Consider the following 16,682-nt stretch of genomic DNA (forward strand, 5'->3'; position numbering starts at 1 on the left):
GAGATCTCAGGAAGAACGCATGGCAAACGAAGAGTGCTTCAACGTCCTTTTCTTGTGCTCGGGCAATTCCGCGCGCTCGATTTTCGCCGAAGCCATCCTGAACCAGGAGGGCAGGGGACGCTTCAGGGCGTGGTCTGCGGGTAGTGAGCCCAAAGGAGAGATTCATCCGCGCGCGCTGGAACTGCTGCAGAAGACGAACTACCCTACGGCTGAGTTGCGTTCAAAGAGCTGGGACGAGTTCTCCGGTGGCGAGGCGCCCGAGATGGACTTCGTGATCACGGTTTGCGATAGAGCGGCGCAGGAAGTGTGTCCGGTATGGCCCGGGCAGCCGATGTCGGCGCATTGGGGGGTTCCCGATCCAGTGGTGGTCGAAGGCAGCGCCGCAGAAAAGCAACTGGCATTCGTGGAGGCCTACCGGATGCTCCGCAACCGAATCGCGGTGTTCGTGAACCTGCCGATTGCGAGTCTCGATCGGCTCAGCCTGAAGAAGCGGATGGACGAGATCGGGCAGATCGGGTTCGAGGATCCGCGCGTCGGTGCGATCGACGACGAGCGCGCAGGCTGAGCTAGGGGCAGGCCCATGCTGGGCCGCCGGGGGCTTGAATACAAGAGGGGGCGCCGCGGCGCCCCTTCGTGCTGTGCGGGTGGCTCAGTGCCCGAAGCGATCGGCGTCGAACATCTCGGGGTCGGGGCGGTCGAGCCTGCCCAGCGCCGCCATCTCGTCATCGCTGAGAGCGAAGTCGAAGATGGCCAAGTTCTGCGCCATGCGCGTCGGGTTGGAGGATTTTGGCGTGGCGACGAAGCCCTGCTGCACCAGCCAGCGCAGCACGATCTGCGCACTCGTGCGACCGTGACGCTCGGCGATCGCGGTGATCGCCGGGTCGGCCAGCATGGCGTTGCCGCAGCCCAGCGGGCGCCAGGCGCCGGTGACGATGCCGCGCTCGCGGTGGAGGGCGACCAGGTCGTCGCGCAGGTGGTAGGGGTCGAGCTGGATCTGGTTGAGGTGCGGCACCAGGCCGAGGTCGAACAGGCGCTGCAGGTGGGCGGGCTTGAAGTTGGAGGTGCCGATTGCACGCACGACACCAGCCTCGAGCAGCTTCACGAGGCCCTGGAAAGCTTCGAGGTAGCGGTCCTGGTCAGGGTTGGGCCAGTGCACGAGCAGCAGGTCGATGTAGTCCAGCCCGAGGCGTTTCAGGCTGGCCTCGCAGGCTTGACGGGCGCCGTCCACGCTGTGCCACTTGCGATTGAACTTGGTGGTAACGAACACCTCGCGGCGCGTGACGCCCGAGTTGCGGATGCCTTCGCCGACGCCGCGCTCGTTCTCGTAGTTCTCGGCGGTGTCGATATGGCGGTAGCCCATCTGCAGCGCGGCGGCCACGGTGACGGCGCACTCGGCATCGTTCATCGGCCAGGTTCCGAGTCCAAGCTGTGGAATCTGCACGCCATTGAACAGACTGAGGCAGGGCGCGGGCTGGATGCGTTGGGTCATGGTCTCGTTCTCTGAGATCGTTGGCGCGGAGCGCCGGGGGGAGTGGCGTCGAGCATAACGCAGGGCTGTCCGCTGCCGCCAGCCGTGGTGGCGTGTGCCGCCATGTGAATGTGATTAACACATCCGCAGCGTCCATTCGCAATTCTCCGGCCGGTGTTAACCGTGGGTGTGGAAGATGATCCTCAGCAAAGGCACTCGCCAAGCGAGGCCTTACGCAAACCAGATCCGCTCGAGGAGAATCGTCATGTCGCTCAGCCGCCGCGCCTTCCTGAAATCCACCGCCGCCATCGCCATTGCCACGGGTGGCCTCAAGCTTTTCGGCGTCAACGAGGTGTTCGGTTCGGACACCATACTGATTCCGCACGCCTCGCACTACGGCCCCTTCAAGGCGGTGGTCAAGAACGGCGTGCTGATCGGCGTGCAGCCGCTGAAGGATTTCGACCCCATGCCCACGCAGATGCTGCTCGAGGGCGTACTCAGTCGCACCTACCACCCGACCCGCGTGCAGTACCCGATGGTGCGTCGCTCCTACCTCGCCAATCCACGCGGTGACACCAAGCCCCACCTGCGCGGCAAGGAGCCGTTCGTGCGCGTGTCCTGGGAAGATGCGCTGGCCCTGGTGGCCGACGCCAGCCTGCGCACGATCGAAGAGCACGGCAACGATGCGCTCTTCAGTTCCTCCTATGGCGGCTGGTCGCACGCCGGCGTGCTGCGCCCGCAAGTGCTGCAAGGTCGCCTGTTCGGTCTCATCGGCGGCCACAGCGTGACCACCGGCGACTACTCGGGCGGCGCTTCGCAGATCAGCCTGCCTCACATCATCGGCGACATGGAGGTGTATTCGCCGCAGACCTCGTGGGAGGTGATCCGCGACCACACCGAGGTGTTCGTGCTGGTCGGCTGCGACCCGTGGAAGAACAACCGCATCGAATACACGGTGGCCGACCACCAGATGTATTCGCGCTGGGAGGCGATCCGCGATGCCGGCGTGAAGTTCGTGTCGATCAACCCGCAGCGCACCACCACCGATGAGGCCATGCGCGCGGAGTGGGTGAAGATCATCCCCAACACCGATACCGCGTTGTTCCTGGCGATGTGCTGGCATGTGTATACGACCGGCAAGTACGACAAGGCCTACCTGGACAAATACACCGTCGGCTTCGAGAAATTCCTGCCCTACCTGCTGGGCAAGGACGCCGACGGAACCCCGCCCAAGACCCCGGAATGGGCCGAGAAGATCACCGGCATCCCGGCGGCCAAGATCGTCGAGATGGCCGATCTGTTCGCCAGCAAGCGTACCGAGTTTGCCGGTGCCTGGTCGCTGCAGCGCGCCCACCACGGCGAGATGAGCCACTGGGCGATCATCGCCTTCGCCGCCATGACCGGCAAGATCGGCAAGCCAGGCGAAGGCGTCGGCTTCTCGTGGCACTACGGCGGTGGCGGCATGCCGGTGTCGGGCAAGCGCGGTGCAGTCGGCATTCCGCAGGGGCGCAACCCGGCCAAGGGGCGCTGCCCGGCCTCGCGCATCTCGGAAATGCTGCTCAACCCGGGCAAGGCCTATACCCGCGACGGCCAGCACTTCGAATACCCCGATGTGCACATGATCTACAACGCCGGCAACAACTTCGTCCATCACCAGCAGAACACCAACGAGCTGATCGAGGCGATGGCGAAGAAGGTGCACACCGTGGTCAATCAGGACCCGTGGTGGTGCGCGTCCTCGCGTTATGCCGACATCGTGCTGCCGGCCACCAGCCACCTCGAGCGCGACGACATCAGCACGGGCGGCACCTACAGCAACGACAAGATCTGGGCGATGCGTCAGGTGATCCAGCCCTACGGCGAGAGCCTGGACGACTTCGAGATCTTCCGCCGCCTGGCCGAGCTCTTCGGTGTCGAGTACGGCTTCACCGAAGGCCTGACCGTGATGGACATTGTCAAGAACAGCTATGCCAACACCGACGCCACGATCCCGTTCGAGGCGTTCTGGGAAGCCGGTGTTGCCGAGATGGAGGTGCCCGAGTCCGCACGCGGCTGGGTGCGCCATGGTGACTTCTACACCGATCCGCAGAAGAGCCCGCTGCACACCGCATCGGGCAAGATTGAACTCTACTGCGAGAGCTTTGCCCGCTTCGGTACCGAGGAATGTCCGCCGATCCCGAAGTATCTCGAGCCCGCGGAGTTTCTCGGCAACGCCAAGCCCGGCCAGGTGCACGTGGTCAGCCCGCACCCCTACATGCGCGTGCATTCGCAGATGGCCAACGCCGAGTGTGCCAAGCATCTAAACATCGACGGCCGGGAGTTCGCTCTGGTCAGCGAGGAGGATGCCCGTGAGCGCGGCATCAAGGACGGCGACCTGATCGAGGTCTACAACGACCGCGGCGCGCTGATCGTCGGCGCCCGCGTGTCGCCCAACATCATGAAGGGTGTCATCAGCATCTACGAAGGGGCCTGGCTGTCGAAAGACAGCAAGGGCCGTTGCAACAGCGGGGCGATCAACGTGCTCACCACCAGCGTGGCAGCGAGCGATCTCAGCCAGGCGACCAGCGCCAACACCTGCCTGGCGTCCTTCCGCAAATGCACCGACGTCGAGGGGCCGAACCGTGCGTACGAGCCACCCCTGGTCGAAAACGCCTCCGGCCGCATCGATGCCGCAGCCTTCAGCCTCACCGAGCGTGCAGCCAAGGCCAAGGCCTCGGCCACCGCAGGCATGACGCCGGGCGAGAAGCTGTTCTACGAGCGTTGCACACTGTGCCATGTGCCGCGCGAGCCGGGCGACTTCACGGTCAAGCAGTGGCAGGGCATCACCGAGAGCATGTTCCCGCGCGCCGGCCTGACCGAGGACGAACGCAAGCTGGTGCTGGACTTCCTGCACAAGAACGCGCGCGCCGATTGAGCGCGTGAGCCTGATGGCACGCCCGGGTGTGCAGCCAGGGCGTGCATCTGCGAGACGCCGGTAGTGGCCTATGGCCGGGCCGGCGTCGTCGTACGAGGCTTCTCCTGCTCGACGGGGATAACCTCGTAGATGGGGACGAAACCGGCTGGCGGCAGCATCCAGTCGAGCGGATACTGAGCCAGATTATCCGCATCCAGGCGTTCAACCCTGGGGCCCAGGTAGGGTTCGACAGCCCGGCCTTCGAGCAGGTGCAGGGCCTGGCGCACGGCCAGGCGACCCTGCAGCACCGGGAAATCGCTTACCGATACACGGATGCGACCGCGTGCGAGGCCGCTGTGCACGCCCGGCGTGATGTAGGAGGCGATGATGCCGACGCTGTCCTCGCGGCCACGTCGGCGCAGTTCGGCAATTGCCGCCTCGGCCATCGGCGCGTTGCCCACCAGATAGTCGAGCCGGGGGTGAGCGTCGAGCACCGCCTCGATCAGCTGACGCTGAATGGAGCGCCCCGTGTCGCCGCCGCTAACGACCACGATGCGCACCGCGCTGCCGTCGAGGGCGGCGCGAAAGCCACGGTCGACGAAGTTGACCCAACTCGCTTCGAGCGGCCCGGGGAGCCAGGCCACGGTCGCCTCCGCACTGCCCGCCGGGTGGCGTTCGGCCAACCAACGGCCGATCTGCCAGCCGAGCTGGTACCAGGGCACGCCCACCCGGCTGCGCACCACGCTGGCATCGATGTCATTCACCAACCCCAGTACGGGGTGCTGCGCCGCATAAGGGCGGAGCAGGTCGTTGAGGCCGGCAAAGCTCACCGTGCCGACCAGCAGCGCATCGGTGCGCGTGTCGGCGATGCAGTCCGAAACGCCCGCGCGCTGGCTTTCGAGATTCTCGTAGCCCTTGCCCATCAACACTCGCAAGCCCAGCCCGAGCGCGCGTGCTTCATCGACCATGCCGTAATTCACCGCCAGCCAATAGCTGTCCTTCAGATGCGGGTACACCGCACACAAGGTCCACGGCCGTGATGCGGGGATGCGCGGCAGCTGTGGCGGCGCGCGGGTGGATTCTGGGGCGCCAATATCCAGGCGGGCTGGGCCATCACCCTCCCAGCGCTCGAGCGCCCATTCCATGCCGTTTGACGCCGATGCGGCCGGCACCGGGGCGAGGGACAGCAGCGCGGCGAGGATCGGTGCGCATAGTGCGCACATGGACATGCTGCCCGTGCTCCGGTGCCGGTAAGATGAAACCATGTCTTTACTGCTCGTCGCATGAATGTAAGGCGGTTGGTCGTGCTCCAGCGCCCGGACGCGCGAGCGTGTGATGGCCACCTTCTGCCGTCCTTCCCCACCGCCCGCGCTTGCCCTGACTATGGACGCCTCATCTTACGTCAAAGCCCCGCCCCGACGCCGCTTCGGCCTGCGTGAGCGCCTGCTGCTCGGGCTGCTGCTGGCTGCGCTAGGCACCGTGATGGTTGCCGTGGTGGGCTGGGTCAGTTTCCAGCGCGTGGTGGCAAGCCAGCAGGCCATCGTACGCGATACCTTGCCGGCGGCTGACGCACTGCATGAGACGGTGCGCGGCAACGCCCGCTTGGCAGCGCTGGCGCCGCGCCTGGGGCGTGTCGAGTCGAGGGATGAGCTGGCGCAACTGCAGGCAGCGCTGGAGAAGGATCTTGCCCTAGTGCGTGAGCGCCTGGACAGCCTGTCGGCCGCCCACGTCGAGGCCGAGTTGCGCAGCCGCCTGATGGCCACCGCCAGCCGTCTTGCCGAACGCCTGCGCACAATGGCCGATACGGTCGGTGCACGCCTGCTGCTGCGTGAGGCCAGCGTGGCAGAGGGTCAGCGCCTGCGCGTCCAGGTCGATGCACTCGACGCGCTGGCCCGCACGCAGTCCGACAACGCTACGGCCTTGCTCGTGTCCACGCTGACTGTGCTGCTGCAGGACGGGGAGGCGTCCTCTGCTGCGATTGAGGCTGTGCGGCCGGGTGCTCGTGACCGCCTGCTTGATCTGGACCTCGATGCACTCGAGCGCATGCACGAGCTCGTGCTCGCTGCCCATGCGCTCGGGGGCTTGCTTGACCGGCTCGATGAGGTGGACGGCGAAGACCGCCTGCGGGCCGCACGCCAGGCCTTCGACGCCGAACGGGTGTTGCTCGGGCGGCGCCTGCGTGATATCGCCGACCCAGCGGGCAGGGCCGAGGGTGAGATGCTGCATGCAGGCCTGGGGGCTGCGTTGGCGCCGGCGGGTGCTTTCGCCCTGCGCGGGCAGGAGATCGCGCTGCGCAGCAGCGCCGAGGGTCTGCAGGCCGAGATCGGTCAGCTCACCACCGAGCTCGACGCCCTCGCCGGCGAGCTGATTCACCGTGGCGGCCGTCTGCTCGCCGCCGCTGGTCTTGCCGCCGAGCGCAGCGCCACCTCCGGCCTGGTGGCGTTCGGTGCCATTGGCGGCGCGCTGCTGCTGGTCACGGCGCTCGTCATCATCCATGTCCTGCGTCGCCACACGCTCGGCCGCCTGCTGGCTTTGGAGGAGGCGACCCTGGCGCTGGCCGCGGGCCGGCGCGACGTCGTCATCGACACCGCCGGCGATGACGAAATCGCTTCGCTGTCGCGTGCCCTGGTGCACTTTCGCAACGATGCCCTCGAGCGCGATCGCCTCGCCGAGGCCTTGCGCGAGCAGCAGCAGGCGCTGGAGCGGCAGGTCGCGGAGCGCACTGCCGAGCTGCGCAGCAGCAATGCCGCACTGGCAATCGAGACGGCGGAGCACGCCAGTGCCCGCACTGCGGCGGAGCGTGCCGACCGCGCCAAGACAGCCTTCCTCGGCACGGTCAGCCATGAGCTGCGGACCCCGATGGCGGGCATTCTCGGCCTGCTCGAACTGCTCGAGGATAGTCCCTTGCAGCCCGAGCAGCACCAGTATGCGGTGCAGATGCGCGCCGCCGCGGTGCTGTTGCTCGAGCTGCTCGAGGATATGCTCGATTTCGCTCGCATCGAGGCCGGCGGCGTGCATGTGGAGCGTAGCGTCTTCAGCCTTCGCGACACCGTCAACGATGTGTTCGCGGTACAGGGCACGCGCGCAGCGGTACGCGGGCTCGCATTGGTGGCGGACATCGCCCCCGCCGTGCCGGATCTGTTGCACGGCGACCGCCGCAAGCTCAGCCAGATCCTGCTCAACCTGGTTGGCAATGCGATCAAGTTCAGCGACAAGGGAGCCGTAACGGTGCACATCACCTGTGGCGCTCGTCCGGACACCTTGTTCTTTGCGGTGCAGGACCATGGCATCGGCATCGATCCCGAGCGCCAGCGCGAGGTGTTCGACCCCTTCGTGCAGGTGCGCGACAGTGGTCGCCACGATGCCGGCACCGGGCTTGGACTGGCGGTGTGCAAGCGTCTGGTCGAGGCGATGGGCGGGCAGATCGGCCTGCAGAGCAGACTGGGCGAGGGGACGACGGTCCACTTTGAGCTGTACTTCGAGCGCCAGGTTGGAGTGGATGAGGTGCAAGCGCAGGGGGAGCAGGGCGAGCGTGCAGGGGAAGACAATGTGCAGGCCGCCAACGCATCCACCCCGTACGCCCTGCCGACGCGTCAGCGCGTGCTGGTGGTGGAGGACGACGCGGTCAACCGGATGGTGATCGAGCGTTTTCTCGAGGCGCTGGAGCAAGAGGTGCTGAGCGCGCCCGATATCCACCACGCGCTGGAGATCGCGGCGAGCCAGCCGCTTGCGCTCGCGCTCATCGACATGAACCTGCCCGATGGCGATGGGCGCGAACTGCTCGCCCGTTTGCGCAGCTCGCCGGCCACGCGTGACCTGCCGGCGGTGCTGATGTCTGCCCATGTACCCGCCCAAGAAGTGCAAGCCCTGCTGCGGGCGGGCTTCGCCGCCTTTCTGCCGAAGCCCTTCTCGCGGGCGCAGTTGCGTAGTTTGCTGAGCGGACTGCTCCATGGTGCGGCACCGGTTGCTCCTGTACGGGCGGTGATGGCAGACAGTGAGGTGCAGTCCGCGCTGGACCCGACTGCGGCGGTATCGGCTTGGGTGGATCTGGCGTTCCTGCGCAGCGAGCAGGCGGCCCTGGGTACTGCGGCGGTTGCCGACATCGCCGCAGTGTTCGAGCGCCAGGGCGACACCCTGCTGGCTGAACTCGAGCAAGCGGCAGCGCAGGGCGACGCCATGGGATGCGCGCGCCACGCGCACAAGTTGCGCGGCGCGGCGCAAAGCATTGGGCTGGTTCGCCTTGGCGAACTGGCAGCAGACTTCGAGTTGGAGTGCAAGGCTGGTGGCGAACCGCTTGGCCTGGGTGTCGCCAGCCTGGCGGACGCTTACCAATGCTCGTTGCGGGCGCTGCACCAGGTGTTGGGCAGTGGTGGCTGAAGGGCGGCAGGCGGCCACGAGCGCTGGCCTGAAGGCCGGGAATGGCTTCTCAATGGCGCACTGATGACCTTGTGCATCGAGGGTACGACCCAGATAAGCCTGAGCGCACCCAGGATGCGTAGCGACCGCAGCGCCCGCGGTTGCTCAGGAAGCCGGTTTTGACTTGTGCGCGGCGTGCCACAAGCTGGCGAATACCGAGCAGGCGAGGATGGTGGCGACCACCGATAGCGATACCAGCACCGGGATCTTGATCCACTCGACGATCAGCATCTTGGTGCCAATGAAGACCAGGATCGCGGCCAGGCCGTACTTGAGCAGCTCGAAGCGGTCACCGAGGTCGGCGAGCAGGAAGTACATCGCGCGCAGCCCAAGGATGGCGAACAGGTTCGAAGTCAGCACGATGAAGGGGTCGGTAGTGATCGCGAAGATCGCGGGGATGCTGTCGACGGCGAAGATCACATCGGAGATCTCGACCAGCACCAGCGCGAGGAAGAGCGGTGTCATCATGCGCACGCCGTCGCGCACTACGAAGAAGCGTTCCCCCTCGAGCTTTTCGGTAACCGGATAGTGGTTGCGGATCCAGCGGATGAAGGGGTTCTTGTCCAGGTCGGGGTCATGTTCGGCGAACCACACCATCTTGATGCCGGTGGCGATCAGGAAGACACCGAAGATGTACAGGATCCAGTGGAACTCGCTGATCAGCCAGCTGCCGGCGAAGATCATGATCGTGCGCAGCACGATCGCGCCGACGATGCCATACAGCAGCACACGGCGCTGCAGTTCGAGCGGCACCGCAAAAAAGCTGAAGATCATCATCCACACGAAGACGTTGTCGACCGCGAGCGACTTCTCCACCAGGTAACCGGTGACGAAGGCGGTCGTCTGCTCGTTGGCGATGGCGCGGCCGAATGCGCCGTCCAGGTACCACCACAAGCCGCCTGCGAAGAGCATCGCCATGGTGACCCAGGCCAGCGACCAGCCGGCCGCCTCCTTGAGCGATACTCGATGCTGCTTGCCGCCGCCGAAGGCGACCAGATCCACCAGCAGCATCGTCACCACGATGGTGGCGAACGCCACCCACATCCACCACGTACCGATCGAGTCCACCGCGCACTCCGCAAAAAACGAAAAAGGGCCTGTTCCCGAAGGACACAGACCCTTGCGTGCTGTCGCAGCACGGACCTTGCCCTTGGGCAAGGTCTCGCTTGCAACGGATTCGATCGTTGCCCCCGGCACCGGGAGACGGTCTGGAGACCGGTCTGCCGTGATGACGATGCCGGGGCGAAAAAGCTACTCCCCTTGATGGAGTGCGAGTGTATGCCGCGCCGCGGCGAAGTCAAGAGGTGGGTTGTGAGCGCTCAGGCACAGGGCGCTGACGTGACGTCTACCGCCAGCCGGTAGCCCTCGCCGCGTACGGTGGCAATCAGCGAGGGGGCACCGTCATCGCCCGTTCCGCCATCGAGCTTGCCGCGCAGGCGGCGGATCAGGACATCCACGGTGCGATCCTGCGGATCCCAGTCGCGACCGCTAACGGCGCGCGACAGGCGATCGCGGCTCAGTACCTCCTGGGGGTGGCGTGCGAGCAGCGCCAGTACCTCGAACTCACCCCGGGTGAGCGCGACTTCGTTCGCGTTGATATCGATGAGGCGGCGCTTTGCGAGATCCAGGGTCCAGCCGCCGAAGCACAGCGGGCGCGTGCTGGCCTCGGCTGTAGCTGCGTGTTCACCGCTGCGCCGCAGCAGGCTCTTCACCCGCGCCAGCAGTTCGCGCGGATTGAAGGGCTTGGTCACGTAGTCGTCGGCACCCACCTCGAGGCCGACGATCTTGTCTATGTCGTCATTGCGCGCGGTGACCAGAATGATGCCGATGCCGGCGTCGCGTGCACGCAGCGCTCGGGCAAGCGACAGGCCGTCCTGCCCAGGCAGGTTGATGTCGAGCAGCACCAGGTCGACTGCGTCGCGCGCGAGCGCAGCCCAGAAGCCTTCGCCGTCGTCGGCAGCGAGCACGCGATAGCCTTCCTGGCTGAAATAGGCCTTGAGCCTTGCCTGCGCGACGAGGTCGTCATCGACCACCAGGAGCGTGGGGACGCGGGCCTCACGCATGTTGGGCGGGGTCTGTCGCGCGCGCGCCACGGCGGTAGCGGTCGATCAAGGCCGTCGTGCTGGCGTCATGGGCGTTGATATCGGTGCTGCGATCCATGTCCTCGAGCACTCGCCCGGCGAGCTGCTTGCCCAGTTCGACGCCCCACTGATCGAAAGGATTGACTCCCCACACCACGCCTTGCACGAAGGTGCGATGTTCGTAGAGCGCGATCAGGGCGCCGAGGGTGCGAGGGTCGAGGCGATCGAGCAGCAGGGTGTTGCTCGGGCGGTTGCCGGCGAACACCCGATGCGGCAGCAGTGCGTCAATGCGTTCCTGCGGCAGGCCGGCGGCGTGCATCTCTGCGGCAGCCTCGGCTGCGCGCTTGCCACGCATCAGGGCTTCGGCCTGCGCCACCATGTTGGCGAAAGCGATGCGGTGTTGTGCGTGCAGATGGGCGGGGTGCTCGAGCACGCCGATGAAATCCACCGGCACCGGGCGCGTGCCCTGGTGCAGCATCTGGAAGTAGGCATGCTGGCCGTTGATGCCGGTCTCACCCCAGATCACCGGGCTGGTGTGGCAGCCGACCGCGTGTCCGTCCGATCGCACCGACTTGCCGTTGGATTCCATGTCGAGCTGCTGCAGGTAGGCGGGCAGCCGGTGCAGGCCCTGGTGGTAGGGGGCGATGAGCTGGGTGGGCGCGTCGAGGAAGTCGACATTCCAGATCCCGAGCAAGGCCAGGATGACGGGCAGGTTGTGCTCGAAGGGCGTGTCGCGGAAGTGCACGTCCATTGCGTGCGCGCCCGCAAGCAACTCGTCGAAGCGCTCGGCTCCGATCTGCAGCGCGAGCGGCAGGCCAATCGCACTCCACATCGAATAGCGCCCGCCCACCCAGTCCCAGAAGCCGAACATGTTGGCAGTGTCGATGCCGAAGCGTGCAACGGCCTCGGTGTTGGTCGACACGGCGACGAAGTGGCGGGCGATGGCCGCTTCGCTGCCCGCATGGCCGAGCAGCCAGCGCCGTGCGACATTGGCGTTGGTGAGGGTTTCCTGGGTGGTGAAGGTCTTGGAGGCGACGATGAACAGCGTCGTGCCTGGATCGAGCGTGCCCAGCAGGCGGTCGAGTGCGATGCCGTCGACGTTGGAAATGAAGTGCAGCCTCAGCTCGCGGTGGGCGAAGTCGCGCAGGGCCTCGCAGGCCATCTGCGGGCCGAGGTCGGAGCCGCCGATGCCGATGTTGACCACGTCGGTGATGCGACGGCCATCATGGCCGCGCCATCCGCCCTCGCGCACCGCCGTGCTGAAGCGGCGGACACGTTCGCGCACCGCGGTCACGTCCGCCACCACGTCGTCGCCGTCGACCATCAGCGTGCTGCCTGCCGGCATGCGCAGCGCCACGTGCAGCACCGCGCGCCCCTCGGTGCGGTTGATGCGTTCGCCGCCGAACATGGCTGCGCGCTGCTCGGCGACGCCGGCCTCGCGTGCGAGCTGGAAAAGCAGGGCCAGGGTGGGCGCATCGACACGGTTCTTGGCATAGTCGAGAAAGATGCCGCAGGCCTCGGTGTGCATGCGCTCGGCGCGCCCGGGGTCGGCAGCGAACTCATCGGCGATATGGCGCCCGGCCGCGGCCTCGCAGCAGGCCCGAAGAGCCTGCCAGGCGGGCAGCTGCGTGGTACTGGGGCGGGGCGCGGGTTGGTTCATTGCGGGCACTCGATCGGCCGTGACTGGGTGGGCGGCCATTCTATCGTCTATCCCGTACGCTTGAAATCGTCGCGTCCGCAACACTGGCCAGGGGGGCTTCAGCCCCCTTGCGGGTCCGCCATTCAGACTTCCTGCAGCTTGTCCTGGGTGCGGGTGTCGAAGTCGCTTGCGTCGTGGCGCTCGTGCAGCTGATGCGCCAGCGGGCCGGTGACGCGGTTGACCATGCGCCCGCGCTGCACCGCGGGGCGACGCGCGATCTCATCGGCCCAGCGCACGACATGGGTGTAGTCCTCGACCTGCAGGAACTCGCCCGCGTCGTAGAGCAGCCCCTTCGCCATCGCACCGTACCAGGGCCAGATCGCGATGTCGGCGATGGTGTAGTCGTCCCCGGCCACGAAGCGGCTTTCGGCCAGGCGGCGATCGAGCACGTCGAGCTGGCGCTTGACCTCCATCGAGAAGCGGTCGATGGCGTACTCGATCCGGGTTGGCGCATAGGCGTAGAAATGGCCGAAGCCACCACCGAGGTAGGGCGCGCTGCCGACCTGCCAGAACAGCCACGACAGGCACTCTGCGCGCTGTGCCGGCGCGGTGGGCAGGAAGGCGCCGAACTTCTCGGCCAGGTACATCAGGATGGCGCCGGACTCGAACACGCGGGTCGGCTGCGGGCTGCTGCAGTCGAGCAGGGCGGGGATCTTCGAGTTCGGATTCACGCCGACGAAGCCGCTGCCGAACTGGTCGCCCTCGTTGATGCGGATCAGCCAGGCGTCGTACTCCGCCCCGGCATGGCCGAGCGCGAGGAGTTCCTCGAGCATCACCGTCACCTTCACGCCATTGGGCGTGGCCAGCGAGTACAGCTGCAGCGGGTGCCGGCCGCGCGGCAGCTCGCGCTCATGCGTGGCGCCGGCGATCGGACGGTTGATGCTGGCGAAGTGTCCGCCATTGGGCTTGTTCCAGGTCCACACCCTGGGCGGGGTGTAAGTGTCGGCGTCGGTGTTGCTGAGGCCCTGACTTGGGGCTTGTGACTGCGAGTTGCTCATGATCGATCGTTCCCGGGCTCTCCGGCCAAGCCGTTCGCGGCATGATAGGCCATCTGGTGTGCGCCATGTCGGCCGCTAAATCTTCCGCTCAAGTGCGCCGCAGCGCTGCACTGAGCTGATCGATGACCTCGGCCCAGTCGGCGTCTTCTGCCAACTCGTCGCGCAGAAAGGCCGCCTGTGATTGCGTCCAGCATGGCGCGTCCGCCAACTTCACGAAGTCGGGCAGTGGGCTGTGAGCCCGGATGAAATCGGCGATCTCAGCGTCACTGTTTGGCAAGCCAAGTTGAGCGAATAGGTCCCTGAAGGCGTGGATACCGGTTTCCATGGTGAACTCCTTTTCGTTGAATCCTGTTGCAAGGATGACGATGAGCCGAAAGGCTGCGACAGCCGCGTTTTCCGCCATCAATGGTTGCGCTCGCCCGGCAGTCCTGCACAGCCGGGCATGCTCGGAAGCAGCCTTCGACCTTGCTGCGTGCGGGCACTCTGTCGGTGTGCACTACAGTACCGTCGATGACCACTTCCGGTGTCGACATCACGCCATAGTTCATGATTCTCTGTATGCCCTCAACCCTCTCGAGCGCGATCTGCTTGCCCTTGGCTCAGTCGTCGAAAGGCCCCCGGCCTCCAGGGCGGGCGAAGCCGCTGACGATCCAGGCCGTCGCGCTCGTGGTGTTGAGGCGAAAGTCCGGCGCCACGCGTACCTGGGCGACTTCATCGCCGGCTTCGTCGTACGCGCTCAGGGTTGCAAAGGGCTCGTACTCGTCCGGCGTGATGTCGAGGCGAACGTCCCATTGGGCGTCAAGTGCGAACACCGTGAGCGACTTGTGCAGCATTGCGTGGGCCTGCTGGGCATGGCGCTGCAGCACTTCGGTCGCGGTCTTGACCAGGGTGTTGAAGGCCGCCTGGTCGAGCGGCTTGGGGTTCTTCTTGTCACGCCCCATGGTCCATGGGCCGACCAGCGCCGGCTCGGCCTCGCCGTCCTTGAGCATCTCCACCGCCCAGCCGTCGTCGTCCTCGTTCTTGATCACGCGGGCGGTCCAGCCGTCGAGCTGCCACAGGCGGTCGCTGCGGATGGCGTCCGGGGTGTCGTCGGGAGCGGGGGCGATGGAGGGCAGGGGCTCGTTATCGGTCATGGCGGGTGTGGCCTCGTGGGGAATCAGTTGCAGGGGCAGCAGCGCAGCCTGGGGCGCATCGTCGGGCGCGGAGCGTGTCCGGACCGCTCGCCGAGGTAGTGCCTGACGCGCGGGCTGCGACTCGGTTGGGGCGGTCGGGACCGCGAACAGGGTCATCTGGTCGTGAGTCATCATCAGTCTTCCTGGGTGACTGATATTTTATACAGTTTAAGGAGTGGGGAACACCTCAGGTGTCCGTGCCGGATGCTGCGTCGTCGAGCGTCGCCGGGATGTCGCGCCGGTGCTTGCCGTCCGGCCCGTTCAGTTGGCGGCGAGTCGCTTCATGACTGCGTGCCAGCCATCGGTCGCTTCGCCGCCGCAATCGGCAAAGGCGCGGCCGAGCAGGTCGGTCTGGATCTCGGTGAGCTGGGCTTCGAGCGCCTGGCCTTGTGCGCTGAGCGACAACTGACGCACGCGGCGGTCTTCGGCGGCAGGCTCGGCACGGATCAGGTCGCGTTCGACGAGCTCGCGCAGCGGGGCGTTGAGGGCCTGCTTGCTGACACCCAGGGCGTCGATCAGGGCGCCGACGGAAATCCCGGGATTGCGGCCGATGAAGTAGAGCACGCGGTGATGAACGCGCCCAAGGCCACGCGCTTCCAGCAACTGGTCGGCGCCCGCGGTGAAGGCGCGGTAGGCGAAGTAGAAGCGCTCGATCGCGCGACGCGGGTCCTTGTCGTCGAATGCGTCGGTTGTTGATTGGTCAAGCATGTTGACATGATAGGCGGAGGTGCCTATCTTGGCAAAAGGTCAACAACATTGACGCTTAGCCATGAACAGCCGACAACAGCCTAAGCTTTCCGAGCGCGTGGATCGCCTCCAACCCTCTGCGATCCGCGAGATACTCGCCGTCATCGATCGTCCCGGCATGATCTCGTTCGCGGGCGGCCTGCCGTCGGCAGACAGCTTTCCCGATCTGTCGGGCATGCCATTGCCGCGCGAGGTGCTGCAGTACGGCCCAAGCGAAGGCGAGCCGGCGCTGCGCGAGCAGATCGCGGCCGAGGTCGCCGCCATCGGCCTGCGCTGCACGGCCGACCAGGTGCTCGTGCTGTCGGGATCGCAGCAGGGCATCGATCTGGTGGCAAAGCTCTTCATCGACCCGGGTACGACGGTGGCGGTGGAAGAGCCGACCTACCTCGCAGCGCTGCAAGTGTTCCGCTTCTTCGGAGCCCGTTTTGCGCCACTGCGCCCGCGGCAGGCGCTCGCTGGCCTCGACGCCGATGTGCCGCCCGCGCTGGCCTATGCGATCCCGAGTTTCCAGAACCCCACCGGCCATTGCTACGACGCCGCCGAGCGCGCTGTGCTCGCCCGCGCCTGCGACACCCTGGGCGTGCCGCTGTTCGAGGACGATCCGTATCGCGACCTGGCTTACGACGCCTGCGAGCGCACGCCGGTGTGCACTCATCTCGAGCGCGCACCGTGGATCTACCAGGGCTCCTTCTCCAAGACGCTGGCACCCGGCCTGCGCCTGGGCTATCTGGTGGCCGCGCCCGCGCTGGTGCCGCTGCTGGTGCGTCTGAAGCAGGCGGCCGACCTGCACAGCAACCGCGTCAGCCAGCATGTCGTGCTGGCGCAACTGCGCTCGCCCGACCGCGCAGAGCGCATGCAGCGGGTGGTGGACGCCTATCGGCGCAAGCGCGACTTCTTCGCCGCCGCGCTGCAGCGCCATTTCGGTGATCTCGCGCGTTGGCAGACGCCGCCTGGCGGTCTGTTCTTCTGGATTGACCTGCTGGCGCCGGTCGACACCCGTGCCTTGTTGCCCGCAGCGATCGAGCGCGGCGTGGCATTCATGCCGGGCGAGCTGTTCCATGCCGGCGAGCCAGCCGCGAACGGCAGCATGCGGCTCAACTTCAGCCATGCGGACGAGGCGGGCATCGAGCGCGGGCTGGCCGTGCTGGCCGAGCTTGTCCGGCGCGCGATTGAGCACCCGGAAGCCGGCAGGGTGGCGGCGCGTTGAG

Annotated in this window: 14 protein-coding genes; 4 read left to right on the plus strand and 10 right to left on the minus strand. The window is 66.4% G+C overall.

Features of this window, described 5'->3' with window-relative positions; all coding sequences use genetic code 11:
* Window positions 1-19: 19 nt before the first annotated feature.
* Window positions 20-565 carry an arsenate reductase ArsC gene (locus tag C662_RS09885; protein ID WP_002928163.1) on the plus strand — a complete coding sequence of 182 codons (546 nt, stop codon included), beginning with the start codon at window positions 20-22 and terminating at the stop codon, window positions 563-565.
* A gap of 84 nt (window positions 566-649) precedes the next feature.
* Here C662_RS09885 and C662_RS09890 read toward each other — a convergent pair whose 3' ends face one another.
* Complete coding sequence (locus tag C662_RS09890; RefSeq protein WP_002928166.1) at window positions 650-1,489, minus strand: aldo/keto reductase; 840 nt, start codon at window positions 1,487-1,489, stop codon at window positions 650-652.
* 244 nt (window positions 1,490-1,733) lie between these two features.
* On the opposite strand from C662_RS09890, the gene C662_RS09895 reads away from it, so the two are divergent.
* On the plus strand, window positions 1,734-4,382 hold the full coding sequence (locus tag C662_RS09895) for a molybdopterin-dependent oxidoreductase (protein WP_002928168.1): 2,649 nt from the start codon (window positions 1,734-1,736) through the stop codon (window positions 4,380-4,382).
* Window positions 4,383-4,450: 68 nt separating this feature from the next.
* On the opposite strand, the gene torT is transcribed toward C662_RS09895, so the two are convergent.
* Complete coding sequence (gene torT / locus C662_RS09900) at window positions 4,451-5,590, minus strand: TMAO reductase system periplasmic protein TorT (RefSeq protein ID WP_002928170.1); 1,140 nt, start codon at window positions 5,588-5,590, stop codon at window positions 4,451-4,453.
* A 154-nt stretch (window positions 5,591-5,744) separates the two neighbouring features.
* Here torT and C662_RS09905 point away from each other — a divergent pair, with 154 nt between their 5' ends.
* Window positions 5,745-8,738: an ATP-binding protein gene (locus C662_RS09905; RefSeq protein ID WP_002928172.1), complete on the plus strand. Its 2,994-nt coding sequence runs from the start codon at window positions 5,745-5,747 to the stop codon at window positions 8,736-8,738.
* Window positions 8,739-8,882: 144 nt separating this feature from the next.
* Here the strand turns inward: C662_RS09905 and C662_RS09910 are convergent, their stop codons facing one another.
* The 8 genes from C662_RS09910 to C662_RS09940 all read right to left on the minus strand — a co-directional run bounded on the left by C662_RS09910 (window position 8,883) and on the right by C662_RS09940 (window position 15,435).
* Window positions 8,883-9,845, minus strand: a complete 963-nt coding sequence (locus tag C662_RS09910; RefSeq protein ID WP_002928176.1) for a TerC family protein — start codon at window positions 9,843-9,845, stop codon at window positions 8,883-8,885.
* Window positions 9,846-10,096: 251 nt separating this feature from the next.
* Window positions 10,097-10,840: a response regulator gene (locus C662_RS09915; RefSeq protein ID WP_037984425.1), complete on the minus strand. Its 744-nt coding sequence runs from the start codon at window positions 10,838-10,840 to the stop codon at window positions 10,097-10,099.
* Window positions 10,833-12,518, minus strand: a complete 1,686-nt coding sequence (gene pgi, locus C662_RS09920) for a glucose-6-phosphate isomerase (RefSeq protein ID WP_002928182.1) — start codon at window positions 12,516-12,518, stop codon at window positions 10,833-10,835. The genes C662_RS09915 and pgi overlap by 8 nt, the downstream gene beginning before the upstream one ends.
* 122 nt (window positions 12,519-12,640) lie before the next feature.
* The gene (yghU, locus tag C662_RS09925) at window positions 12,641-13,555 is read right to left on the minus strand and encodes a glutathione-dependent disulfide-bond oxidoreductase (RefSeq protein ID WP_002928184.1); all 915 of its coding nucleotides are present in this window, start codon (window positions 13,553-13,555) and stop codon (window positions 12,641-12,643) included.
* An 88-nt stretch (window positions 13,556-13,643) separates the two neighbouring features.
* Entirely contained in the window at window positions 13,644-13,922 is a 279-nt protein-coding gene (locus C662_RS09930) for a DUF2789 domain-containing protein (RefSeq protein WP_332306956.1), read from the minus strand.
* Window positions 13,819-14,139: a thioredoxin family protein gene (locus C662_RS20520; protein WP_269745235.1), complete on the minus strand. Its 321-nt coding sequence runs from the start codon at window positions 14,137-14,139 to the stop codon at window positions 13,819-13,821. Before C662_RS20520 ends, C662_RS09930 begins: the two co-directional genes overlap by 104 nt.
* 15 nt (window positions 14,140-14,154) lie before the next feature.
* Window positions 14,155-14,859, minus strand: coding sequence for a hypothetical protein (locus C662_RS09935; RefSeq protein ID WP_002928189.1), 705 nt, complete (start codon window positions 14,857-14,859; stop codon window positions 14,155-14,157).
* Window positions 14,860-14,988: 129 nt separating this feature from the next.
* Window positions 14,989-15,435, minus strand: coding sequence for a MarR family winged helix-turn-helix transcriptional regulator (locus C662_RS09940; RefSeq protein ID WP_002928192.1), 447 nt, complete (start codon window positions 15,433-15,435; stop codon window positions 14,989-14,991).
* Window positions 15,436-15,496: 61 nt separating this feature from the next.
* Between C662_RS09940 and C662_RS09945 the strand changes: the two genes are divergently transcribed.
* Window positions 15,497-16,681, plus strand: a complete 1,185-nt coding sequence (locus tag C662_RS09945; protein WP_037984416.1) for an aminotransferase-like domain-containing protein — start codon at window positions 15,497-15,499, stop codon at window positions 16,679-16,681.
* Window position 16,682 lies beyond the last annotated feature (1 nt).

The organism is Thauera sp. 28 (assembly GCF_000310145.2).
GTDB classification, from domain to species: Bacteria; Pseudomonadota; Gammaproteobacteria; order Burkholderiales; family Rhodocyclaceae; genus Thauera; species Thauera mechernichensis.